Genomic DNA, 26,054 nt, shown 5'->3' with positions numbered 1-26,054 from the left:
TCTCAGAATGGTTGGAAACCATTCGAAGAGTGCAAAGGCAGAAGAAGGCTTGACTGTGACACCGACGGGTGGAGCAGGTACGAAAGTAGGACTTAGTGATCCGGTGGTATAAAGTGGGATTGCCATCGCTCAACGGATAAAAGCTACCCTGGGGATAACAGGCTTATCACTCCCAAGAGTTCACATCGACGGAGTGGTTTGGCACCTCGATGTCGGCTCATCGCATCCTGGGGCTGTAGTAGGTCCCAAGGGTTGGGCTGTTCGCCCATTAAAGCGGTACGCGAGCTGGGTTCAGAACGTCGTGAGACAGTTCGGTCCCTATCCGGCGTAGGCGGAGGATATTTGAGAGGAGCTGACCTTAGTACGAGAGGACCGGGTTGGACGAACCTCTGGTGTATCGGTTGTCATACCAATGGCATGGCCGAGTAGCCAAGTTTGGAAGGGATAAACGCTGAAGGCATCTAAGCGTGAAGCCCCCCTTAAGATAAGATATCCCATTCTAAAAGTAACCTTTTGGTTACTTGCGAAGTAAGACCCCTTGAAGACGACGAGGTAGATAGGTTAAAGGTGGAAGTGTGGTAACACATGTAGCTGATTAATACTAATAGGTCGAGGGCTTGACCAAAAATAAACGGATAAATAATTCATGTGTAGTTTTGAAGATATAGATTAAATGTATGGAAGATCATTTGAAATTATATTAATTTTCAATGATCTTTTTTGATTAATTGTTTTTAAAATACTTAATGTATATGAAAATTTATTATATATACTAGTATCTTTAGAAAGAGGTGTTGGATTTAATCATCAGATTGCGAAAAGTATATATGAAGAATAAAGTAATCAATTTAGTTTGATTAAAAAATAATCAATATCCTATTGACATTTAAATAGATATATATTAAGATAATATTGTTCTTCCTCGATAGCTCAATGGTAGAGCACACGGCTGTTAACCGTGGGGTTGTAGGTTCGAGCCCTACTCGGGGAGTTGCTTAAGAAAGTGATAAATTCACTTTCTTTTTTTGTACCATATTTTCTTTTATTAATTCAAAATAATTGTCTATATTGTTATATCTACCTATCTTAACCTTCATTATAATTTCAAATTATTTTCATCACAAATATCCAGTAATCTCAATACAATAATAATTAGAATAATCAACTTATCATTTCTATGAATTAAGAGGAATAAAATAGTTAAATGAAATATAACAATAGATATAAAGCATTCTCTTTATTCTGTATTTATGATAATTAGCTAGGAGTGATGAAATGATTCGAGCGGAGTCATTGTATGTAGGTGCAAGAGTAGCCCTTATTGCACCAGCTGGTCCAGTGAAAGACGATAGACTTAATTTGGCTATAGATAGCGTGGTAAATATGGGACTAACTCCAGTTGTATTTGAAAGTTGTATTAGTAAACATGGATATCTAGCAGGAGAGGATGCATTAAGAGTCCATGATATTAATGCATCTTTTGATGATCCATCAATTCAAGGAATTATATGTATGAGGGGTGGTTATGGGGTTAGTAGAATATTATCGCAAGTCGATTATAAAATGATATCAGCTAATCCAAAGATATTTTGTGGATACAGTGATATTACAGCTTTACATATTGTGATAAATCAGATATGTTCATTAGAAACTTATCACACGCCAATGCTTGCTTCAGAACTATATAAAGGAGTAGATGATTACACAATGTACTATTTTCAAAAAATGCTCTTTTATAATAAAATAGGACCTCTTCTTAATGCAGATGGTAATGAAATGAAAACAATCGTCGATGGAGTAAGTGAAGGAATTTTAACAGGTGGCAATCTTACAATGGTGGTTTCTTCACTGGGAACACCATTTGAGATTAATACAAAAGGTAAAATATTATTTTTAGAAGAAGTTGATGAAGAGATATATCGGATTGATCGAATGTTAACACAACTTAAGAATGCTGGTAAATTTGCTGATTGTAAAGGTATAATCATTGGGCAATTTGCTAATTGTGAGAGTAAAGATAAAGAGAATTCTTTAACTATGGAGCAAGTACTGCAAGAATTAATTGTACCTGAAAATAAACCGTGTATCAATAACTTTACGTGTGGGCATGTTGCTACTACATTGTCCTTACCAATGGGAGCGTATATACGAATGGATGCTATTAATAATAAGATAGAAGTCATAGGCTAGAAATTAGTTGTTTGAAAAATACGACATTATATTACTAAGCAAACTTGTATTTCTTATGTGATTCTTATATAATAATTGGAATAGAATAATTTAATAAATAGTATAATGATGAATGATTATAAAAGAGAAAAAAGTATCAGAATAAAAGTGAAGGAGCATTAAAAACATGGCTAAGTTTAGTGAAGTAAAAATTGAAGATTTAAATATAAATCCATTTGATATTGGAAAGCAGTGGGCGTTAGTTACTGCTGGAGATAATGATAATTTTAACACAATGACAGTAAGTTGGGGAGGAATGGGAGTATTTTGGAATAAAAATGTTGCCACTATTTATATACGCCCACAAAGATATACAAAACAATTTATAGATCAACAAGCAACATTTACATTATCTTTTTATGAGGAACAATATAAGGAATCTTTAGCACTTTGCGGTAGAGTGTCTGGCAAAGATGTAGATAAGGTTAAAGAAGCAAAGCTTACACCATGTTTTGAACAAGAAGCTCCTTATTTTGAAGAAGCAAAAATAGTTCTTGTATGTAAATCATTATATCATATCGATATGAAAGATGGTTTCTTTTATGCTGCTGAGTATGAACAAAAAAACTATCCGAATAAGGACTACCATACCATGTATATTGCAGAAATTGAGAAAGTCTTAGTAAAAGAATAGTACAGAGTTATCATATAAGTAATCTAAAGGGAAGCGTGTATTTTTGAGTGAAAAATATCCGCTTCCCTTTCAATATCATATGAATTATCTATTATCTACTTTTTCTGGGTATAAATCATGATTAGTTAATCGATGATAAGCAATCTCTTCCCATTTGGTCTCAGGTTTACCGTAATTACAGTATGGGTCAATAGAGATGCCACCTCTTGGAGTGAATTTACCCCATACCTCAATATATTTTGGGCCCATAAGTTTGATTAGGTCCTTCATAATAATATTCATGCAATCTTCATGAAAATCTCCATGATTACGGAAACTAAATAAATAAAGCTTTAAGGATTTACTCTCTACCATTTTATGGCATGGTACGTAAGAGATATAGATGGTCGCAAAATCTGGTTGACCAGTAATAGGGCATAAGCTAGTAAATTCAGGACAATTAAATTTTACAAAGTAATCATTCTCTGGATGTTTGTTAATAAAGGTCTCTAAGACTTCTGGTGCATAATCATTCGGATATTTGCTCTGAGTATTTCCTAACATCGTAACACCATGAAGTTCATTTTCTGTTCTTGTTGACATACGAATTCTCCTTTTTTATGTAATCATATGTAGATAATTACATACTCTATTAATTTCAAAAAATAGTACTGTTAATACTTCAAGTAAGGTAATAAGTTTGATCTGTCTCAATCCGTTAACTTAAAAGCGTTAGTTATTTCGAATTACATTAGGTAATGTTCTAATTAGAATAAGGCCGAAGATACTAGGTATTATTTGACCAATTGATAAACTAATTACTAGCATTCCATAAGGTAACGAATTAATAATGGATAGCCAGATTGGCACAATTGTTCCAGGAATTAGAACGATTGGAAAAATACAAAGCCATCTAGGTAAATGATAGTATCGAATTAATGTTATGAGATAAGCGGTAAGAATTCCTACAAAACAACCTCCAAGCATATCCACAATACCAAGTCCACCAAGCATATTGGAGAGTAAATTAGCGATACCAAGTGGTAAGACAAGAAAAGGGTATAAATATGAAAGAGCATAAAGTGATGTAGCAATTCTTATTTGATATGGGCCAAAAGATATGGATTGTGTGAAATACATGATAATGCAGTATATGGCTATGATGAGAGCTGATATGGTAAGCTTCTGAATATTAGTATATTGTGATGTATTCATGATAGCTGTTTGATTTGATATTATTTTATTCAAAATATAAATTCCTTTCTGTTAAGTTAAAATAATACTTAAAGGGTCCTCTATGTTGTTAGTTTCAAATGCTTTTTGTCTGTCAATACAAGTTCCACATTTACCACAGGGTACCTTATCACCTTCGTAGCAGCTCCATGTTAGTTGGTATGGAACAGAGAGTTCAAGACCTCTTGCTACAATTTGTGATTTATTTAGATTAATAAATGGTGCAATTAATTTTAGCTTCTTGCCACTTCCTTCATAGATGGATTTCTCCATAGAAGTATAGAAGTCTTGGCTACAATCTGGGTAGGCATTGCCTGCAGCATCATCTAAGTGTGCACCAAAGTATATACAGTCACAATCAGTTGAAAGAGCTATGGTAGCTGCAGAAGATAGAAAGAGGCCATTACGGAATGGAACATAAGTTGAAACGGGCTTATTTTCAGATTCCTTCAGTTGTTCATGATATGATTTTTGTGGAATTGCCTTATCAGAGTGAGAGAGTAAAGAACAGTCACTAAGAGAAAATAAGCTTGCTAAATCTAATGACAAGATTGAAACACCATAATAAGAGGCTATTTTCTTAGTTGCTTCTAATTCTTTTACATGTTTTTGTCCGTAAGAGATAGAAAGGCATATAACGTTTTCCTTTCCATAGGTATGAATTGCTAAAGCGAGGCAGGTAGTGCTATCAACACCACCACTAAATAGAACTAATGCTTTCATAAGATCCTTTCTTAGGTTTAGTCCAAGATCCTGATTCGATTAAATTATAGTAAAAAAAATAGGGCATAAGCCCATAAACAAATAAAAGATGTGAAAAAAGATTACATCAATAAAAGTAGTTTTTTCTACTAATCCCTAGTTTTGTTTACCGACAGGATGGTCACGAACTGTCCTATATTATATTTTATATTATTACATTACTTATGTAGTATAGAGGATATTTATGCATTATGCAAGACAAATATAATAGGGAGAAAAATGTGCCAAATATTAGGGAGAAAGAGGTGTTAATATTGCAGGAAGAAAGGAGCGGAAGGTTGAGATTGATAGATGAATTTAAGAATTCAGTATTATAGCAAAACAGTTTCTTCATACATATAATGTAGTAATTTGATGCTTAAAAAGGAGTAATCACATGGATGATAAAAATAGACAACCGAACTTTGATGAAGAGGAACAAAGAAGGGTTAGTTCTACTTCAGCTGATCAAAACTTAAATTTTATAGCTTCGTTAATTGATAATAGTATAAAAGAAAAAGAAAATATTCGTTTACTATCAGAAAATGATTTTGCACCTGCAACTCATGCACAAATTGAAGAAATAAATGATAGTTTTTATATAGCTCAAAGACAAGATAACGTGAATCAAATCATGTCAATTTTGAATAGAAATTTTGGGAATTCTTACACTGAATTACAAAGATATGGGTTACAAAGAGGGATGATTCGTCGTATATTTAGAAGAATCGTTAGCTATGTATTAGATAATGCGGATCAATATACTGGAAGTAATGATCAAAGAGCAGATGAAATATGGAATGACTTTCGTGAGGATGAAAGAGATACATTTCTTATGTTAAGAAGATATGGTATTCCAAATGATGTGCTTGATCGTATTGTGAAACAGTTGATTAGAACAGTGTTAGATAATATAGGAGAGAGAGAGGATAGAGAAGATAGAACGCCTAGAGGATGGAGTAACTGGGAAGACCTTGGTGGTATTCTTACATCAGCGCCAGCAGTAGCATCTTGGATGCCCAATCGATTAGATGTATTTGGAAGAGGGCAGAATCAGGCTTTATGGCATAAATATTGGAATGGTTCAAGGTGGAGTGACTGGGAGGATCTTGGTGGAATCTTAATATCATCCCCTGCAGCAGTATCGTGGGGGCGAGATCGTATTGACGTATTTGTTGTAGGCCAGAATCAAGCATTATGGCATAAATATTGGGATAGGTCAAGATGGAGTGATTGGGAAGATCTTGGAGGTATCCTTCTATATTCACCTACGGTAGCTTCATGGCAACCAAACCGCCTAGATGTATTTGGTATTGGACAAAATCAATCCTTATGGCACTTATATTGGGACGGCTCAAGATGGAGTAACTGGGAGGATCTTGGTGGAGTATTAACTGCAGCACCAGGAGCTGTTTCTTGGGGAACTAATCGTATTGATATCTTCGGAAGAGGTCAAAATGAAAGTCTATGGCATTTATATTGGGATGGATCTAGATGGAGTAATTGGGAAGACTTGCAGGGCGATAGAATTACTTCTGGTCCGGCAGCAGCGTCGACTGGTCCAAATCGTTTAGAAGTATTTGCAAGAGGTCAGCAAAATCAATTGATCTATAGAACATGGAATGGAAGAAGATGGAGTGACTGGGATAACCTAGGAGGTGTTATTACTTCGGAGCCAGCTGCGGTATCCTGGGGAGGAGATCGCTTAGATGCATTCGCAAGAGGCCAGAATAATCATTTATGGCATATTTGGAATCGTTGAGTTGGTCTAACTTAGTATATATACTAACACTTTTAAAGTATTGTGTGTTACATCATTAATAAAAGTAGGATTAGAACTTATAAGGTTTCTAATCCTACTTTTATTTGAACTATCTTTTATTCGCCCTATATTCTTTTGGGGTAACATTTTCTGCTTTTTTAAAGATAAAGCTAAAATAGTGTGGATCATTATAGCCAACGGCATATCCTATTTCTGAAATTTTCATGCTAGAGCTGCTCAATAGTTCCTTTGCCTTTTTCATTCGTATATCAGTTAAGTAATCAATGAATTTTTGCCCAACTTGCTGACTAAAAATCGTACTAAAATAGCTTGGACTTATATTAACGTGATTGGCTACTTTTTGCAAGGATATATCTTCATTTGAATAATATTGGTTAATATATTCTTTGGCATTAATGAGAAGGCTTTGATATTTTTGAGTGGAATGTGTTTCTCTAAAAACAAATATTACTTCAAATACATTTTCAAAATAATTAATTATTTCTTCTAGATTACTATTAGAGAAACATAAATTTTGTGGATTGCCACATTGGTCTATTATAATATTAGAGTTCATACCTAATTCTTCAGAAATTGATATACATAAAAAATAAATATCATATATGATGTAATGACGAAACAAAAAAGAATTTAAATTTTGGGTATCTAAATTGCTAAAGTACTCACGTAATATCTTTTTTGTGTCACATTTCAATCCTATTCTTAAATATCGTTCTAAACAGGATTTGTCAAGTTTACTTACATTGACATTTCCTAGATCTATTTCAGAGTGCTTAATTATACGATATTCATGAGAAGAATCGCTATAGAATACTTGGTTTTTACCAATAAAATAACGATATGAAAATGCTTTACTAGCACTATCGTAGCATTTCTTAAGCTCGCTTAATCGATTTACTTCGGAGCCTACAGCAATAAAGTATTCCATATTTTGATATTTTTGCAGAGCTAGTTGTATGTTATGTACGATTTTATCAATATTAGATTCAATAGTTTTATGATCCGATCCCTTTATTAGGTAGGCCATAATTCCATGTGGTAATATGCAATGAATGATATGAAAATCACCTTTTAAGTTATTTTCTATATAGTGTAGTAAATCTATAACTCTCTCATCATGTATTGAAATATGTATTTCTTTTTGATTAATTTGACACAAAATGATATTGTAACACTTAGCTACTAAATCTATATTCATTGTCTTACTTTTTTCTAAAATATCATGTAAATTAATATCATTTGTAACAAGACTAGTATAAAATGTTTGGAGATTATTTGTCTTATTATGATCCAGTACTTGTTGGCTCAATTCAGCATTTGCCTTTTCTACGCGTTCTGTATAAATAAGGTTTCGTACACGTACAAGAGATGCTATTAGTTCAGAAGATTCAATTGGTTTTTGTACGAAATATGTAATGCCTATATTAATTGCATCTTTGGCATATTTAAACTCATTTATACTACTTAATAAAATAATTTTAATCCATGGCATTTCATCTAGAACTAATTTACTTAGTTGTAGTCCATTCAATACAGGGATATTTATATCTACAATAATTAAATCTGGTTTCGTTTCTCTAATTATTGGTAAAGCTAATTCTCCATCATATACTTCGCCAATAACTTCAAATCCTTCTTTTTCTAAAGAAATTAGATTGGTAATATCTTGATATACTGAAAATTCATCTATTAAAAGTACCTTAATCATTGAGTCACCTATTCATTATATTTTTTATAGAATATAATAATGATAACAAATAATCAATGGAAAAAAGTTTCAAATAATCCTTTAATTAAGGAAAAGAGAATAGATATTATGAGTCTAAATACCTATAAATCAATAGATTTCAGTGTTTTAAGTATTAAAAAGTGAGAAAAAATTATTTTATTTTTTTCTCACTAGTATAGTAATTATATAGTTTATATTCGCATTCTAAATGAATAATCCATCATGTACTTTAACTAATATAAATAGTTAATATTGACGATTAGGAAGCTCTGCTTCTGCATTATCAGTAGAATATACGGATTCATCAATATACTGTACTTTATCTACTGTTTCACCATTCTTTATCTTTTTAATTAATTCAGCTACTTTAGGACCATGTAATGGATTACATTCAACAGATGCATTCAAGTCTCCATCAATCATAGATAAAAAGGCTGCTTTTACTGCGTCAAAGGATACAATAATAACATCTTTACCAGGCTTTTTACCAGCTGCTTTTAATGCATCGATTGCACCAAAGGACATATTATCATTTTGTGAAACAACAATATCTATATCTTTATATTTTTTTAGGTAAGATTCCATAACCTCTTGCCCTTTTGCTTGTGTAAACTCACCTGTTTGTTCTTCTAAAATAGTTAGATTCGAAGATTTTTTAATAGTATCATCAAAACCTTTGGTACGTCCTACTTCTGCAGTAGATCCAATAGTACCTTGAAGAACAACTATGTTCTGCTTTTCCTTATCTTTTCCTTGTGTTTTTAAGTAATCAGTAAGCCAATTTGCAGCAGTAACACCTTCTTTTTCAAAGTTAGAACCTAGCCAACAAGAATAAAGAGATTCATCAGATACTTTTACCATTCTATCTACTAAGATAACTGGAATTCCTGCAGATTTCGCCTCATTTAATACATCATCCCAACCAGTTTCGGTTATTGGAGCTAGTACGATAATATCAACACCTTGTGATATAAAATCTTTCACTGCTTGAATTTGATTTTCTTGCTTTTGTTGGGCATCTTTAAAGATTAAGTTAAACCCATTTTCTTTTGTTAAAGTTGACTTCATTGAAGTAGTATTTGCATTTCTCCAATCACTTTCTGCACCGATTTGTGCAAATCCTACAGTGATTAGCTTCTCAGAAGCATCAGAAGCATTAGCTGTATCTGTAGTAGTAGGTGCTACAGTTGCTTCGATATCTTCTGTTTCTAATTCATCGAATCCTTCATTACTGCTATTCTGTTTAGAACTACACCCAGCTAACATAACCATAATTATTGATAAACATAAAAATAATGATAGCCATTTTCTTTTCATATTATATCCTCCTCATTTTGTTTAGTAACTCCATAAATATTCTAATTGTCATTTTATTTTTTTAAAATGGATTTTATTTTTAGTTTCTTTGGATATTTTCTTAATCGATTCCATCTACCAAATATTATCAATTAATATTGTGTTTTTTTTAGCTAAAAGTGTGTTTTTATAATAAAATAGATAATTTACATGATTAAAACATGATAATAATATAAAAACACACTTTTTTTACAAAATAATATAATTTCATTTATGTATTTGTAAAAAAACATTAATTTAATTGAAAATTAGAAAATAATTATAAAAAATTCAAAATATATTAGATTTTATACATTCATTATTTTAGGTAATATAGAAAAGTAAGACTAATTTTTAATATATTAGCGCTTAATTTATAATAATATAAAGATAATAGTTGTATATGCATTTGTAGCAATTATTATCAGGGGAGGATTACATATGAAGAAAAATAGTGTAATGATAACGTCGATACGTTTTAAGGTAGTAATTTTACTGCTGGCATGTATCGTATTAGCAATTGGAGGAAGTTATCTTTCTATACTACCGGGGAGTAAAAGTTCGATTATAGAATCAACAGAGAATAATCTAATGGATTTATCACAGACAAGTACACAACTAATTAATAAATCGATTGAATCAGTAAATGAAACAATGACTAGCTTATCACATTCTAATGAGTTATATACTTATATGATCCTTGGTGGATCTCCATACAAAGCGCAAGATGCGCTTGATACTTATTTGAAGGACAATACATCATTTACTTCTATAACAATATATGATAGTCAGGGAAAAGCTATATTAAGTAGTGATGATAGTAAGGTAGGTACTGATGGGCTAACGTTACCTTATGTGAAAAGTGTTATTGATAACGGAGTGGAAGCTCAAAGTGATATTATTGTAGATGGCGTAAAAACGCCAAGTATTATCTGCAGTATTCCTCTTTTAACTAGTGCAGAGGAAACAATGGGTGTAATTAGTGTTACTGTTCCAGCTAATTATATAACTAATGTATTAAGTAGTACAAAATTAAGAAATATCAACTCTAGTTATGCATATTTGGTTAGTAATAATGGAAAGATAATTTATCATCCACAAGATAAATTAATTGGACAAAATACAAAGAATAAGTTGATACAAAGAGTAATTGAATACTTAAATGTAGGTAAGCTAGCAAAAACAAAGGCGTTAGCTTATACAAACGGTCAGAAAACTCAATATATTAGTTTTTCTGTATCCAAATTAAATCATTGGATCTTAGTAATTGTTGCAGACGAAGATGAATTATTAGCACCTATGAATAAAATGATTACGCATTCATGTATCTTACTTCTAATCCAACTTTGTGTCATGGCTATCGCTGGATATATTATCGCGTCTACCATTACAAAACCAATTAAAACAATGACAAAAACAATTAAGAGAATTGCAGAACTAGATTTCTCTACAGACAAAGAATCAGATAGTTTATGTAAACGTAAAGATGAAACAGGTGAAATGAGTAGAGTCATTCAAAACATGCGTAATAACATAAGAGATATTATTGAAAATATTAATTCTTGTGCAGATAATTCAAATGAAAATGCCGATTCTCTAAATGATATATGTAATAATGTAAACAATCATTCCACTGATATTGCAAGTACAGTTGAGGATGTGTTAGCATCTATGGAAGAAACAGCTTCATCAACTGAAATTATTTATGATAATATTATGAATATCCAAGATACTACGAAAGGTATTAATACTAGATCTGTAGACAGTATGACAATATCTAATGAGATTGTAAATCGTGCTAGTACAATGGAGATAAATACAAAAAAAGCAGTGGAACGTATTCAATCTATATTCTACAATGTTAAAAATGAGACAACTACGGCATTAGAACAATCTCACGCAGTTTCTAAGATAAGTGTCTTAACAGAGTCTATTTTAGATATAGCCAATGAGATTAAGTTATTATCATTAAATGCTTCAATAGAAGCAGCAAGAGCAGGAGAATTTGGTAGAGGGTTTGCCGTAGTTGCTAGTGAGATTGGAACTTTATCGGTGAAATCTACAAATACAGTGACTGAAATTGCAGCAGTTGTAAATGAAGTGACAGATGCAGTAAAGCATATCGATAAATCTTTAAATGAAATTATCAGTTTAATGGAAAAAACAGTACTTCCAGATTATGAGGGCTATATAGCAATTAGTACTCAATATAGCAGTGATGCAGATGTGTTTCATAATACCATGGATAATATCCATAGTGAAATTGAAAAACTTAGTAAGACAACAGAATTAATTGTAACTTCTATTTCAGAAATAAATACGGTAGTTATGCAATCAACCAAAGATGTATCAAATATATCAAAGCAATCGACAGATATTGTTGGATTAACTGATCAAACATTCAACAGAGCGAAGGATAGTAAAGTCTATGCTGAGAATCTAAAGGAGATTGTATTACAGTTTAATTTAAATAATCATTCGATAGAAGATGGTAAGAAAGAAGAAGTAGTTAATAGTAAAGAAAAAATGGATATTAAAAAATTAGCTTTCTGGAAAAAGAATTAGAATAAATACACATGGATTATTAGTAATAACATATTAATTATAAGTTAAGACACCCTGAATTCGTAAGCCTAATTTAGGGTGTTTTCAGTATATTTGTGACTTGAATTCATTAAACTACGTACTGTAAGCATAAAAAGAAGAGTAAGAACGACTCCTATTAATACTACTATCATAAAAAACTTTTAAAATTATATTGATTTTCTGTTAAAACTTCGATATAATTATAACGTTGTTATGAGGTATTTTAATGAATTAGTGATTAATATCTTATAATATATGCAGTTGTGGCGGAATTGGCATACGCGCTAGACTAAGGATCTAGTGAGCATTGCGCTCGTGAGGGTTCAAGTCCCTTCGACTGCAGTATATTGCGAGGAAAGCACTCGCATAGTAAAAGGAATCAGACTTTCGGGTTTGGTTCCTTTTTTGTTGAGTCGATAGCCCGGGGAAGCTATATAGTTTTTAGAGTTTTAGCTAACATCATATAATTATATTATAAAAATAAACCTAATCATATACTATATAAAGATAGAAATAAATGAGTATCAGGTAATATGAATAATGAATGTAAAAAACGTATTATGAGTGAAGATTTTGCTGATTTAATGATAGAAAAAGGTAATGATCTGAATAAAATCAGAGATACCTTGGATGTTTGTTATGTTGATATGATTGAAAATACAGTGAGTGTTTATACTCCGGTTTCTCAGGTACCACCAAATATAATGCAATTATACGGTTATAGCGCGATCCCTAATTGTTATGGTACTTTAGATGAAGGAAGTATAGAGGCATCTGGCATCTCTAAAGTACAAAACATACCAAACCTTTCACTTAAGGGGCAAGGCGTATTAATCGGGGTAGTTGATACAGGTATTAATTATACCTTGGATATATTTCGAAATGCAGATGGTACAACCAAGATTTTCTCTATATGGGATCAATCAATTGATAGTGAAAATAATATGCCGGAGGGATTTCTGTATGGAACAGAGTATAGCAGGAATCAGATTAATGAGGCTTTAAAAGACAAAAGTCCTTTAACCATAGTGCCGAGTACAGATACTGTCGGGCATGGAACATACTTAGCAGGTATAGCAGCAGGAAATGAAAGTAAAGAAAATCACTTTGTGGGAGTAGTGCCAGAAGCAGAGTTACTTATAGTGAAATTAAAACCTGCTAAAAAGAACCTTAAGAAATTTTGGGTTATTCCAGATGAAACATTATGTTTTCAAAAAAATGATTTAATATACGGTATTAGATACTTAGTGGAGACAGCTAAAAAAGCAGGCAGACCGTTATCAATTATCATTGGAATAGGTACATCGGAGGGTGCGCATGATGATAAAGGAGCATTAAGCAGGTATTTATCCGATATTGCATCCTTAAGTGGGGTGGCAGTGACAATAGCAGGAGGAAATGAAGGAAATAGAAATCTTCATTATTCAGGAACTATTACAGCACCTGCTTATAATGATACATTTGAATTGAAAGTTTCTGCAAATAATTCTGGATTTACAATGGAAATATGGGGAGAAACTCCATCCACTTTTTCGATTGATATCTTAAGTCCATATGGTGAATTCATACCTAGAATTCCAGCAAGATTGAATGAAACTAGAAATATAACATTTATATTTGATCAGACAAATATTTCATTAGATTACATTATCTCAGAATCACAATCAGGGGTTCAATTACTTATGCTTCGTTTTCTGATGCCAACAGAAGGAATATGGCGGATAACTGTCTACTCGAATGATAAACTTTCCTTGTTATATCATGCATGGCTTCCGATACATCAGTTTATCAATGAAGGAACAGGATTTTTAAAACCTGATCAATATACGACGGTTACGTCACCTGGAAACGTAGAGGTACCTATGGTTGCCACTGCTTATGATTATAGTAATAACAGTTTATATACCTATGCTGGTAGGGGGTATACTCGTAATAATCTAATTGTTCCGACTTATGCAGCGCCTGGAGTTAACTTGGTAGTACCTACAATTGATAATAAATTCAAGGTTGAGACAGGAACTAGCTTATCTGCCGCTCATATTGCAGGAATTGCCGCAATGTTTCTAGAATGGGGAATAATCAAGGGAAAGTATTCACAAATGAATACTGTTGAAATTAAGAATTTTCTTATTCGAGGAGCCGTAAGAACCCAAAATCTAACATACCCAAATAAAGATTGGGGTTATGGGGTGGTGGATGTTTTTAATGCATATAATACATTAAGAATTAATATTTAAAATAGGATTGAGTGGTGGATGACTAAAGGATTAATGGAATACATTAAATCTATTACCGAAGTAGCAGTATTATAGGAATATAGTAAAATGCAAAAAGAGTTTATGAAATGGAATGAAACTAGGCAAAATGCTAAATACAAAAATTGGATTCTATTAAAAAAAATAAAATTACACAAAATAGTTGACAATTCGACAATATTATTGTATGATTAATACAAATAAGTGATGTGTGACTATAAGTCACATATATAAATGGATTGTTACTGGTAAAGCAGGCAAGACCAGATTATACTCGAATAATATTATCCTGTTGAATAGATAATAATATCTATGAAGAACAAGTTGGTAATAGAGTAGGTCTGGTTTTTTTTATTACTTATTTTAAGTAAATAATCTTTATTATTGATACCGTTGGAGAAAATATTTTAGGAGGAGATAAAAATGAAGATTTCAAAGGTTATCAACAACAATGTTATCACTACATTTGATGAACATAATAATGAAATCGTCATTATGGGGTGTGGAATTGGATTTCGAAAGAATCCAAAGGATGAGGTAGATGAGACCAAGATAGAGAAAATATTTTCAATGTCTAACTCAAATACTACAAAACAGTTTCAAACCTTATTAGAAAAAATCCCTCTTGAAATAATAAGAACAGCAAATGAGATAATAGCTTATGCCAAATGCTCCTTAACGAAGGAATTAAGTGATAGTATTTATGTCGCGCTAACGGATCATCTTAATTTTGCGGTGGAACGGTGCAAAAAACAAATCAACTTCAAAAATGCTTTATTATGGGAAATCAAACGATTTTATAACCATGAATATTTGATAGCGAAAGAAGCGATTGCGATAATAGATCGTAACTTAGGCATTCAAATGAATGAAGATGAAGTAGGATTTATTGCGCTCCATATTGTAAATGCAGAATTAAATACAGATATGGAACACTCACTCGCAATGACGAAGATGATTCAGGATATCCTAAATATTATCAAGTATCACTACCAAGTACAAGTAGATGAGAATACCCTTCATTATGAAAGATTTATTACTCACTTGAAGTTCTTTGTGGAACGAGCATTTCGAAATAATTATTATCAAACAGAAGATATTGAATTTTGCAAGATGATTCAAAAACAATATACACAAGCTTATCAGTGTTCCATTAAGATAGCAGAATATATGAAAAGCAAGATTAATTATGAATTAACAGAAGAAGAATTGTCGTATCTAACGATACACATCAAAAGAATTACCACAGATATGAAATAGTGGAAACTAAATACTTAGGGATTGTTACTTAATTTGTAATAATAATTGTAGGCAAAACCCAAACTATAGATAGGTAGAATTGCATGAATATATATAAGTTTATTATATATAAGTTACCTTCTAATAGTTTGGGTTTTTATATTAAAAAAAGATTCACATTTAAGGAGGAAAAGAACATGGGGAAATATGATGCTCTAGCAAAAGATATCCTTGCAAATGTAGGTGGAAAAGAAAATGTTAATAGCTTAACTCACTGTGTTACAAGACTACGCTTTAAGTTAAAAGATGAGAGCAAAGCGAACACAGATGTGTTAAAGAAAATGGAAGGTGTAGTTACAGTTATTCAAAGTGGTGGACAATATCAAGTAGTAATTGGTAACCATGTACCAGATGTATTTGCTGCAGTAAATGCGGTTGGCGGATTTTCATCAGATAGTGTAGTAGAAGCTGATGGAAATGATGTAGGTTTATTTGCAAAATTTATTGATATGATTTCTGGTATTTTTGCTCCAACACTAGGTGTACTTTGTGCAACTGGTATGATTAAAGGTCTTCTAGCACTTCTGGCTTATTTTAAAGTACTAGATCCTACAATGGGAACTTATCAGATTATTGCAGCAATTGGGGATAGCTTGTTCTATTACTTCCCAGTATTCTTAGGATTTACGGCAGCTAAGAAATTTAATGTAAATCAGTTTGTTGGTATGGCAATTGGTGCTTCGTTAGTATATCCAACGATAGCAGGACTTAGTTCCGGTGAGGCGTTATATACTGTATTTAAAGGTACCTTCATTGAATCACAAGTATTTACGACATTTTTAAATGTTCCTGTAATTCTACCAATGGGTGGTTATGCATCCACAGTTGTACCAGTAATATTAGCAGTCTACCTTGCTTCAAAAGTCGAGAAAATTGCAAAAGCAATTATTCCAGATGTAGTTAAGACATTCTTAGTTCCAATGGTAACTTTATTAATCGTTGTTCCATTAACATTTATCGTAGTTGGACCAGCAGCATCTTGGTTAGCTTCTTTAATTGGTGCAGGTACTACAGCAGCTTATAATTTAAGTCCAATTGTTGCAGGTATTGTAATCGGTGGTTTCTGGCAAGTATTCGTAATGTTTGGTTTACATTGGGGATTAGTTCCTATCGCATTAAATAATATCGCTTTAGGTGGAGATGCCGTAGTATTACCATCCATGTTTGCAGCATCATTTGCTCAAACAGCAGCAGTTATCGCAATTGCAGTTCGTACAAAAGATAGAAAAGTTCGTTCTTTAAGTATTCCAGCAATTATATCAGGTTTCTTTGGAGTAACAGAACCAGCAATCTATGGTTTCACTCTACCACGTAAAAAACCATTTGTTATCACTTGTCTTGCAGCAGCAGTAGGTGGTGGTATCGCAGGATTATTAGGAGCAAAATCATATATTCTTGGTGGTATGGGTGTGTTTGGTTTCCCTAGTTTAATTAGTCCAAAAGGCGATATCTCAGGTATGATTCATATACTTATCGCAGTTGTAGTTGCTTCAATTCTAAGCTTTGTTGTAGTAATGATGACTTATAAAGAAGATGGTGTTGATACTCACACAAGTATTCAAAATAATAACGCAGAACCAATGTTAAAAAAAAAAGTAATAGGTAGCCCAATGAAAGGTGAAGTTCTTCCACTTAGTCAAGTTGCAGATGAGGCATTTTCATCTGGCGCACTTGGAAAAGGTATGGCAATTAAGCCTTCTGAAGGAAAAGTATATGCTCCAGCAGATGGAACCATTGTAACATTCTTTCCAACAGGACATGCTATCTGTATCATCGCAGATGACGGTGCTGAAATACTAATTCATGTAGGAATGGACACTGTGAAATTAGATGGTAAATACTTTAATCCAAAAGCAAAAGAGGGAGACAAAGTAACCAAAGGTCAACTATTATTAGAATTTGATAAAAATGCAATTGAAGAAGAAGGCTATTCTTTAGTAAGTCCAATTATTATTACAAATACAAATGATTATGATGATGTAATTGAAACAGATCATAAAAATATTGAAGTTGGAAGTAATCTAATTACATTATTATAAGATATACGTGAGATATATGATTTGTAAAAAATCTATCAAAATATAAATTAAGTTAATAAAAGAGCGTAGAAATACGCTCTTTTATTAAAAAGAAAGAGGGATATCAATGAGACAATTTAGAAAAGATTTTCTATGGGGTGGCGCTACAGCGGCTAACCAATTTGAAGGTGCATGGAATGTAGATGGCAAAGGAGCTTCAACCTCTGATATGTGTACAGGAGGTTCCCATACAGTTCCAAAGAGAATTACAAGATCAATTGAAGAAGGAACATTTTATCCAAGCCATGAGGCAATTGACTTCTATCATCATTATAAAGAAGATATAGCATTATTTGCAGAAATGGGATTTAAGGTATTTCGTTTATCTATCGCATGGACAAGAATCTTTCCAACTGGTATGGAGACTGAGCCAAATGAAGAAGGGCTTGCCTTTTATGACCGTGTATTTGATGAATGTAAGAAGTATGGAATAGAACCATTAGTTACAATCTCTCATTATGAAATGCCATTTGCATTAACAGAAAAATATAATGGTTGGGTAGGAAGAGAATGTATTGATCATTATGTTAGATACTGCGAAGCAATATTCAAAAGATATCAAGGGAAAGTTAAATATTGGCTAACCTTTAATGAAATTAATGCTGGTGCTATGCCATTAGGTAATTTCTTATCACTTGGTATACTAAATGAAGGAACTACCGATTTCGTACATCAGGTTGATATTCCAGAATTAAGATTCCAAGGCTTACATCATCAATTTGTAGCAAGTGCGAAAGCGGTTAAATTAGCTCATGAAAAATATCCAGAATACAAGATGGGATGTATGATTGCTTATATGACAACCTATCCATTAACCTGCAATCCAGATGATGTTATGAAAGCACAACAAGCTAATCAGATATCGAATTGGTTATGTAGTGATGTTCATGTTAGAGGTGCTTATCCAAGCTTTGCAGAAAGATATTTTGAAGATAACAATATTAGAATTAAAATGGAAGATAGGGATCTTGAAATACTAAAAGAAGGTTGTGTTGATTTCTATACATTCAGTTATTATATGACAACTTGTGTTACTGCAAATGAAGATGCAGATAATATTGGTGGTAATCTAATCGGTGGCGTAAAGAATCCTTATCTGAAAGCTAGTGATTGGGGATGGCAAATAGATCCAAAAGGTCTGCGTTATACATTAAATGAAATCTATGGCCGTTATGAAATACCGTTGATGGTAGTTGAAAATGGATTAGGTGCAAGTGATGAAATAAGTGAAGACGGTAGTATCAACGACGATTATCGTATCAATTATTTAAGAGAACATATTGAAGAAATGAAAGAAGCAGTAAAAGATGGTGTAGATCTTATGGGATATACTCCATGGGGATGTATTGATTTAGTAAGTGCTTCTACTGGGGAGATGAAAAAACGTTATGGATTTATCTACGTTGATAAATACGATGATGGTACTGGAGATCTATCTAGAAGAAAGAAAAAATCATTTGACTGGTATAAGAAAGTAATCGCTAGTAATGGAGAGGAATTATAGATAATACCTCCAGTTTTACATTTGATAAAATAAATAATTAGATAGTTATTAGAAAAAAGGTGGTGTTGCATGAGTGTAATGCCACCTTTTTTGTGGTGATTATACCATAAATAGTTATCTCTGTGGGTATTGTAATATTCGAGATTGGTTCTCTATTATTAATGATTAAATTCAAGTTGTAATTGAAAATAAAATTATTTTGTGGTAAAATTCTCTAAATATTTTCAAGAGCATTAAGTAAAAGTAAATACATAAAATTTTGAAAAGGAGCGAGGAGTATGAACGAGATTGAGAATTGGTATGATAATCAATATGATGAATGGAATAGACTAGACCGCCATAAGATTGAATTCGAAATAACAAAACGGTATATGAACCAATATATTGATGGAGATAAACTTGAGATATTGGATATTGGAGGTGGGCCTGGCCGATACTCTTTTTATCTTACAGAGCAAGGTCATAGCGTAACGCTATTAGATTTATCACAGAAAAATATTGAGGTTGCAAAGCAAAAAGAAAAAGAACTTGGATTGGAATTAAAGAAATGTATCAAGGGGAATGCTTTAGAACTTGATTCTATTGATGGAGAATATGATGTAGTTCTATTAATGGGCCCATTGTATCACTTAATAAAGGAAGAGGATAGAAAAAGAGCACTCGATCAAGCAGTAAATAAATTGAGAAAGGGTGGTATCTTATTTGCCTCCTTTATTTCAAATTACGCTCCAATACAAGATTGTTTTGCATACTTAAAATTGGATGGGGAAGATAATGATGTCGAGGAAATGCTACGTTATTTAAGATGTGGAGAGAATAAGGACGGTATGGGATTTACAACAGCATATTTTACTGGCGTAGATGAAGCAAAAAAACTAATGGAGGAATCAGGATTACAAGAATTAGCTTTTGCAGGTGTCGAGAATATCCTAGGATGTAAGGAAAGAGAAATATTAACACTATCAGAAGAAGAGAGAATTAAGTGGATAGAGTTAGGATATGCTCTTAGTAGAGATTGTAACTTGTATGGTACGAGTCAGCATTTCTTATATGTTGGTAGAAAAGAATAATAATCCCTTACCTAATAACAAGAATTCCAAATAGGTTCCAGAATAAGGAGTGAGGTAGCCTGTTTGGAATTTTTATAAAACTATTGTTAACTTAAAACAGAAACAGGTTGACAATTAGATGAGGTTCGAATATAATTCAGTTAACAAATATATGAAAAGAGGAAGAACTATATGAATAACGATATAGTAGGAAGCGAAACAGAACGATTAAGTATTTACGACATCACTGCAATGGGTATCATGGCTGCAGTTCTATGTGTGTTAGGACCGTTATCAATTCCAATACCATTCAGTCCAGTGCCAATTACATTTACCAATTTTGTTATTTATTTAACGGCATTTTTATTTGGCTATAAAAAAGGAACTATTACATACTTAATATACCTATTAGTAGGATTAGCTGGCTTACCTGTTTTCTCAGGATTCTCTTCAGGGTTTGCCAAACTTGCTGGGCCTACGGGAGGCTATCTTATTGGATTTATTTTTATGATGATGACATCAGGATATATTATGGAACGATTTAATAGAAAGATAATACCATGTGTAATTGCTATGGTTATTGGAACAATGATTACTTATACTTTGGGTACAGCATGGTTAGGATATCAGTTGCATATGGACTTTATGCATGCGTTATCCATAGGTGTTTTGCCTTACCTAATTGGTGATAGTATAAAGATCATAATTGTTCTGCTCATTGGACCAGTGATTAGAAAAAGTTTAATAAAAGCAAGCGTTTTAGATTAAAGTACATACTCCACACATCATTCGTCAAACAGTGAGCTTTTATATCTAAATCAAATTGATAAAGCATATGTAACATCACAAATGATTCGAGGTTAAAAGCCTGATAGTAAATAAAAAATATGAGAATATCAAAGAAAAGGATTCTTTTTATAATCAGAAGGAGTGAACTTGCAATAGTGTAGGCATTTTACTCTATATGATTACGGAAGGATTCCTTTTTTTATTTTAATAGAAAAAATAATGAAAAATGTATTGACAATATAAACTAATTTAGTATAATTAAATTAAGTTCAATTTAATAAAAATTATTTATGAAAAGGATGGATGGAAGAATGAGTATATATGATTATAAAGTAAAGGATACACAGGGTAATGAAGTTCCTATGGAGCAATATAAAGGAAAAGTGTTATTAATTGTTAACACAGCTACAGGGTGTGGATTTACACCTCAATATGAAGGAATGCAAAAGTTATATGAAAATTATAAAGAAGAAGGTTTTGAAATCTTAGATTTCCCTTGTAACCAATTTGGTAATCAAGCTCCTGGTACTAATGATGATATTGTGAATTTTTGTACTTTAAAGTATCACACTACTTTTCAGACATTCGGGAAAATTGATGTAAATGGGGAGAAGGAAGATCCACTTTATACATTCCTCAAAGGTAATAAATCAGGAATCTTAGGAAGTAAAATAAAATGGAATTTTACTAAATTTCTAGTGGGTCGCAATGGAAATGTTATAGCAAGATATGCTCCAACTGACAAGCCTGAAAAGATAGAAAAAGATATTAAAAATTTATTGAAATAAGATGTTTGGAAAAAATAGTTTTATAATTGTCAAAAAGATAAAAGCAAGTAATTAAAACTAAAAAATAAAAGTTGAAAATTATAAATGAAAGGATTGAGATGAATATGGTAATCGAATTAACAAATGAAAGTTTTGAAAGTGAAGTATTAAAAGAAAGTGGAGTAGTATTAGTAGATCTATATGCAACTTGGTGTGGACCATGTAAAGCGTTAGCTCCAGTTGTTCACAAGATAGCAGAAGAAAAAGAAGGTAGTGTGAAAGTAGCGAAAATCGATATAGACCAAAACATGGAGATTGCAAAACAATATCTAGTACAATCCATACCTACTTTATTGTTCTTTAAAGATGGAGAAGTGAAAGAGACTATGCTAGGATTGCAAGAAAAAGGAAAAATTGAAGAAGTACTAAACCGATTATAAGAGTTAAGGAGGGAAGGCAATGAGTGATATCTTAGATGTGGTTATTATAGGTTCTGGACCAGCTGGCTTGTCAGCAGCAGTTTATGCTATGAGGGCACAATTAAAAACTCTTGTGATTGAGAAGAACCCAATGAGTGGTGGACAGATCATTAATACGTATGAGGTGGATAATTATCTTGGTTTACCTGGAATCAACGGATTTGATATGGGAATGAAGATGAGAGAACATGCTGAAAAATTGAACACACCATTTATGACAAACGAAGTAATAAAAGTTGATATGGAGGATAAAATAAAAATATTAACTTGTCAGGATGGAACAGTCATTAAAACAAAGACAATTCTAATAGCAACAGGAGCAAATAATCGAAAATTAGGTATGAAAGCAGAAACAGACTTAGTTGGAAAAGGAGTTTCGTACTGTGCAACGTGTGATGGAGCTTTCTATAGAGGCAAAACAGTTGCTGTGGTTGGTGGCGGTGATGTAGCAGTAGAAGACGCTATTTTCTTAGCAAGAGGATCCAAACAAGTGTACCTTATTCACCGAAGAGACAGCCTACGAGCTACTAAGATATTGCAAGAAGAACTATTTGCTTTACCAAATGTAACATTAGTATGGGATAGTGCGGTAGAAGATATTATTGGTAATGAAACAGTGGAAAAGATACGTCTTAAGAATATAAAGACATCTTCTGTAACAGAACTTGATGTAGATGGGGTCTTTGTAGCAATTGGAACGAATCCAGTATCCGATCTGCTTGATGGAATAGTTGAGATGGATAATGGAAAGTATATCATTGCAAATGAAAACTGCGAAACTAGCCAAAAGGGAATCTTTGCAGCAGGCGATATTCGTGCTAAGCAGTTAAGACAAGTAATAACCGCTGCAAGCGATGGTGCGAATGCAATCACTTCCATTGACCGTTATTTAAGAGAATACAAATAAAAATAGTAAGGAGAGAGAAAATATGTTTTATGATTATATAGTAAAGGATGCAAAAGGAAATGATGTATCTTTAAAGGATTACAAAGATAAAGTTGTGTTAGTTGTTAATACAGCAACTGGATGTGGATTCACACCACAGTATGAAGGATTACAGAAATTGTATGATAAGTATAAAGAGCAAGGGTTTGAGATCTTAGATTTCCCATGTAATCAATTCTTTGAACAAGCGCCTGGAAGTAATGAGGAGATTGTGAGCTTTTGTCAATTGACTTATGGAACAACATTTAAGACATTTGCTAAGATTGATGTGAATGGAGAAAATGCTGCTCCATTATACCAATACCTTAGAGAAGAGTTTCCAAAAGCAGAAGAAGATGCTAGTTCAGAAGGTCTATATAAGATGTTAGAGGAGAAAGGCTTTACTACCAGTGGTTCTGATATTAAATGGAATTTTACAAAATTTTTGATTGATAAGAATGGTAAAGTGGTTGGTAGATTTGCTCCAACATATGAACCAAGTAAGTTAGAAGCTAATATTGAAGCATTACTTAATGTTTAAACAAAAGGTCCTATATTATAGATAATTCTGTAATATGGGATTTTTTATTGATAATAAATTTTTACATGATATAATAATAGTAAATTGGTCCTAATTCGACAGAATGGATAATTAGGAAGTCAGCAAAATAGGGTTATTAAAGTGGAAAGGCATGGGTATAATAATGCATTTAAAACACAGGAGAAGAAAGAAAAAGTACTTACCAATTATTTTACTATTATGTATGCTTAGTATTATGTATTCTCAAAAAAGAACAATATTAGCAGCAGAAGTCACAGATTCGACAGGTGCAATAGGAGGAGAACAGAATCCAGAAGAGACGAGTAGTCCAGAGGGTGCAGGTACGAATACAAACATAGGAGCGAATACAACAATTACACTAAATGAAACGGAATTTAGTGTAGGAGTTGGAGAAACGTACAATATAATGCCTGTATTAACACCAACAGATTCCAAAGACATAGTGAGCTATTCATCTGAAGATTCATCGATTGCAACGGTTAATGAAGGTGGTACAATTACAGCGAATCGTGAAGGGACAGTAAATATTACGGTGTCTTTAGCAAATGGCAATAAGGCAGAATGTAAGGTACATGTTATCCAAGCTCCCGAAGATATTAGTATTGGTGTTGATACAAAGACGCTAAAAAAAGGAAGTACATATTCGTTAAATCCAGAAATAACAAATGGATATATGAAATCAGGATTTTCCTATCAATCGAATAATTCTAAGGTGGCAGAAGTTAATGCTAGCGGAATTATAACAGCAAAAAGTAATGGAAATGCTGATATTATGATAGGAACATATAATGGACTTGAAGAAAAAGTTCATATTAGAGTTGTAGATAAAATAGCATCATTAGATATTCAGTATATTCCAGGAAAACAGCTTATGCTAGCCAAAGGGCAATCAAGAACAATATTCTATCAAGTTAGTCCGAAAAGTCAATCAAGCTATGTAAAAAAGAATATATATTATAGCTCTAGTGATCCGAAGATTGTTAGTATTGATAAAAATGGTAAAATCACAGCAAAAAGCGTTGGAAATGCTACCATTACATTACTTACAAAGGATGGAAGCGCTAAGAAGTTATCTATGGATATTATTGTTGTAGGTCGAAAATCAGGGACAAGTTATTCTGAAAATAATCTTTCCATAGTAAATCAAAAAGATTCACGTTATTCCTATTCAGATATGGTAACTGATTTGAATATATTTAAAAAGAAGTATGGAGATTGTCTGAAAGTAAGTGTGTTGTCAAAAACATATGATAATCGAAATATTTATGAGGTGATTCTTGGAAATCCAAACGCGAAAAAAAAGGTCATGGTTCAGTCGTCCATTCATGCAAGAGAATACATGACAGCTTTATTAACAATGAAACAGATTGAATTCTATTGTAAAAATTATTATACAGGTAGATATGCAGGTAAATATTTTAATGAACTTTTTGAAGATGTCGCTTTTTATATAGTACCAATGGCCAATCCAGACGGAGTTTCAATTAGTCAATATGGTGCAGCTGGGGTGAAGAATAAAGCGTTAAGAAATAGGGTTAAGGCAATATGTAGAAACCACGGAGGAGGCACCTCTTACTATCATACTTGGAAAGCGAATGTTCGCGGGGTAGATTTAAACCGTAATTTTGATCAATACTGGAGTATACTAGAAGGAAGTCCGAAAGGAATGGCAGGATTCGGTTATAAAGGACCAAGTGCTGCATCTGAAAAAGAGACCAAGACTTTAATGAATTTATTTCAAGATATAAGTCCTGTAGCATCAATTAGTTATCATGCAACTGGATCCATTATTTATTGGGACTATGGACAAAAAGGAGCTTTTCGTAACGAATGTGCAAAACTAATGAGAGTTGCAAGGTCTTTAACATCTTATAAACTAGTAAAGGGATTTAGTAAATACCATGCTACGGGATTTAGTGATTGGGTCGCAATCAATCAAAGGACACCTGCAATAACTATTGAGATTGGTAGAGGTTCTTGCCCACTTAGTAGATGGGAATTTAGCTCCATCTGGTCTAAAAATAAATTAATGTACTTAAAAACAGCGGATTTATATAATTAACTCAAGCTTCGCAATGGGTAAGTTTAATGAATACTT

General features: G+C 32.5%; 20 protein-coding genes, 2 tRNA genes and 1 rRNA gene (1 of these 23 running past the window's edge). 18 read left to right on the top strand and 5 right to left on the bottom strand.

The window, feature by feature from the left end:
* The 4 genes from bsdtb5_RS18950 to bsdtb5_RS18935 all read left to right on the top strand — a co-directional run.
* Nucleotides 1-625 (top strand): 23S ribosomal RNA (locus tag bsdtb5_RS18950) (it extends 2,293 nt beyond the left edge of the window).
* 294 nt (nucleotides 626-919) lie between these two features.
* Nucleotides 920-991: transfer RNA gene (locus tag bsdtb5_RS18945), tRNA-Asn, on the top strand.
* A 284-nt stretch (nucleotides 992-1,275) separates the two neighbouring features.
* On the top strand, nucleotides 1,276-2,190 hold the full coding sequence (locus tag bsdtb5_RS18940) for a S66 peptidase family protein (RefSeq protein ID WP_271713526.1): 915 nt from the start codon (nucleotides 1,276-1,278) through the stop codon (nucleotides 2,188-2,190).
* Nucleotides 2,191-2,356: 166 nt separating this feature from the next.
* The gene (locus bsdtb5_RS18935; protein ID WP_271713525.1) at nucleotides 2,357-2,863 is read left to right on the top strand and encodes a flavin reductase; all 507 of its coding nucleotides are present in this window, start codon (nucleotides 2,357-2,359) and stop codon (nucleotides 2,861-2,863) included.
* An 84-nt stretch (nucleotides 2,864-2,947) separates the two neighbouring features.
* Here bsdtb5_RS18935 and queF read toward each other — a convergent pair whose 3' ends face one another.
* The 3 genes from queF to queC all read right to left on the bottom strand — a co-directional run bounded on the left by queF (nucleotide 2,948) and on the right by queC (nucleotide 4,798).
* Nucleotides 2,948-3,445 carry a preQ(1) synthase gene (gene queF, locus bsdtb5_RS18930; protein ID WP_271713524.1) on the bottom strand — a complete coding sequence of 166 codons (498 nt, stop codon included), beginning with the start codon at nucleotides 3,443-3,445 and terminating at the stop codon, nucleotides 2,948-2,950.
* 129 nt (nucleotides 3,446-3,574) lie between these two features.
* The gene (locus tag bsdtb5_RS18925; protein WP_271713523.1) at nucleotides 3,575-4,090 is read right to left on the bottom strand and encodes a QueT transporter family protein; all 516 of its coding nucleotides are present in this window, start codon (nucleotides 4,088-4,090) and stop codon (nucleotides 3,575-3,577) included.
* Nucleotides 4,091-4,108: 18 nt separating this feature from the next.
* Nucleotides 4,109-4,798 (bottom strand): 7-cyano-7-deazaguanine synthase QueC, encoded by a 690-nt coding sequence (queC, locus tag bsdtb5_RS18920; RefSeq protein WP_271713522.1) that lies wholly within the window; start codon nucleotides 4,796-4,798, stop codon nucleotides 4,109-4,111.
* 415 nt (nucleotides 4,799-5,213) lie between these two features.
* Between queC and bsdtb5_RS18915 the strand changes: the two genes are divergently transcribed.
* Entirely contained in the window at nucleotides 5,214-6,578 is a 1,365-nt protein-coding gene (locus bsdtb5_RS18915) for a sialidase (protein ID WP_271713521.1), read from the top strand.
* A 109-nt stretch (nucleotides 6,579-6,687) separates the two neighbouring features.
* Here the strand turns inward: bsdtb5_RS18915 and bsdtb5_RS18910 are convergent, their stop codons facing one another.
* Both bsdtb5_RS18910 and bsdtb5_RS18905 read right to left on the bottom strand, forming a co-directional pair.
* Nucleotides 6,688-8,307, bottom strand: a complete 1,620-nt coding sequence (locus tag bsdtb5_RS18910) for a response regulator transcription factor (protein WP_271713520.1) — start codon at nucleotides 8,305-8,307, stop codon at nucleotides 6,688-6,690.
* Between the two features lie 267 nt (nucleotides 8,308-8,574).
* Nucleotides 8,575-9,645 carry an ABC transporter substrate-binding protein gene (locus tag bsdtb5_RS18905; protein ID WP_271713519.1) on the bottom strand — a complete coding sequence of 357 codons (1,071 nt, stop codon included), beginning with the start codon at nucleotides 9,643-9,645 and terminating at the stop codon, nucleotides 8,575-8,577.
* A gap of 459 nt (nucleotides 9,646-10,104) precedes the next feature.
* Between bsdtb5_RS18905 and bsdtb5_RS18900 the strand changes: the two genes are divergently transcribed.
* The 13 genes from bsdtb5_RS18900 (at nucleotide 10,105) to bsdtb5_RS18840 (ending at nucleotide 26,018) form a co-directional block, all read left to right on the top strand.
* Complete coding sequence (locus tag bsdtb5_RS18900) at nucleotides 10,105-12,228, top strand: methyl-accepting chemotaxis protein (RefSeq protein WP_271713518.1); 2,124 nt, start codon at nucleotides 10,105-10,107, stop codon at nucleotides 12,226-12,228.
* Nucleotides 12,229-12,506: 278 nt separating this feature from the next.
* Nucleotides 12,507-12,591 (top strand) — tRNA-Leu (locus tag bsdtb5_RS18895).
* Between the two features lie 191 nt (nucleotides 12,592-12,782).
* Nucleotides 12,783-14,486, top strand: a complete 1,704-nt coding sequence (locus bsdtb5_RS18890; RefSeq protein ID WP_271713517.1) for a S8 family peptidase — start codon at nucleotides 12,783-12,785, stop codon at nucleotides 14,484-14,486.
* Between the two features lie 441 nt (nucleotides 14,487-14,927).
* On the top strand, nucleotides 14,928-15,764 hold the full coding sequence (licT, locus tag bsdtb5_RS18885; protein WP_271713516.1) for a BglG family transcription antiterminator LicT: 837 nt from the start codon (nucleotides 14,928-14,930) through the stop codon (nucleotides 15,762-15,764).
* A gap of 176 nt (nucleotides 15,765-15,940) precedes the next feature.
* On the top strand, nucleotides 15,941-17,842 hold the full coding sequence (locus bsdtb5_RS18880) for a beta-glucoside-specific PTS transporter subunit IIABC (RefSeq protein WP_271713515.1): 1,902 nt from the start codon (nucleotides 15,941-15,943) through the stop codon (nucleotides 17,840-17,842).
* Nucleotides 17,843-17,948: 106 nt separating this feature from the next.
* Nucleotides 17,949-19,385 (top strand): glycoside hydrolase family 1 protein, encoded by a 1,437-nt coding sequence (locus bsdtb5_RS18875; protein WP_271713514.1) that lies wholly within the window; start codon nucleotides 17,949-17,951, stop codon nucleotides 19,383-19,385.
* Between the two features lie 278 nt (nucleotides 19,386-19,663).
* Entirely contained in the window at nucleotides 19,664-20,455 is a 792-nt protein-coding gene (locus bsdtb5_RS18870; protein ID WP_271713513.1) for a class I SAM-dependent methyltransferase, read from the top strand.
* Nucleotides 20,456-20,626: 171 nt separating this feature from the next.
* Nucleotides 20,627-21,202 (top strand): biotin transporter BioY, encoded by a 576-nt coding sequence (locus bsdtb5_RS18865; protein WP_271713512.1) that lies wholly within the window; start codon nucleotides 20,627-20,629, stop codon nucleotides 21,200-21,202.
* 332 nt (nucleotides 21,203-21,534) lie between these two features.
* The gene (locus tag bsdtb5_RS18860; RefSeq protein ID WP_271713511.1) at nucleotides 21,535-22,011 is read left to right on the top strand and encodes a glutathione peroxidase; all 477 of its coding nucleotides are present in this window, start codon (nucleotides 21,535-21,537) and stop codon (nucleotides 22,009-22,011) included.
* Between the two features lie 98 nt (nucleotides 22,012-22,109).
* Nucleotides 22,110-22,430, top strand: a complete 321-nt coding sequence (gene trxA, locus bsdtb5_RS18855; protein ID WP_271713510.1) for a thioredoxin — start codon at nucleotides 22,110-22,112, stop codon at nucleotides 22,428-22,430.
* A 19-nt stretch (nucleotides 22,431-22,449) separates the two neighbouring features.
* Nucleotides 22,450-23,376, top strand: coding sequence for a thioredoxin-disulfide reductase (trxB, locus tag bsdtb5_RS18850; RefSeq protein WP_271713509.1), 927 nt, complete (start codon nucleotides 22,450-22,452; stop codon nucleotides 23,374-23,376).
* Between the two features lie 22 nt (nucleotides 23,377-23,398).
* The gene (locus bsdtb5_RS18845; RefSeq protein WP_271713508.1) at nucleotides 23,399-23,935 is read left to right on the top strand and encodes a glutathione peroxidase; all 537 of its coding nucleotides are present in this window, start codon (nucleotides 23,399-23,401) and stop codon (nucleotides 23,933-23,935) included.
* 151 nt (nucleotides 23,936-24,086) lie between these two features.
* Nucleotides 24,087-26,018 carry a M14 family zinc carboxypeptidase gene (locus bsdtb5_RS18840; protein ID WP_271713507.1) on the top strand — a complete coding sequence of 644 codons (1,932 nt, stop codon included), beginning with the start codon at nucleotides 24,087-24,089 and terminating at the stop codon, nucleotides 26,016-26,018.
* Nucleotides 26,019-26,054 lie beyond the last annotated feature (36 nt).

The sequence above is a fragment of the Anaeromicropila herbilytica genome (assembly GCF_016591975.1).
Classification (GTDB): Bacteria; Bacillota; Clostridia; order Lachnospirales; family Lachnospiraceae; genus Anaeromicropila; species Anaeromicropila herbilytica.
This window is presented reverse-complemented; position numbering and strand designations above follow the sequence as displayed.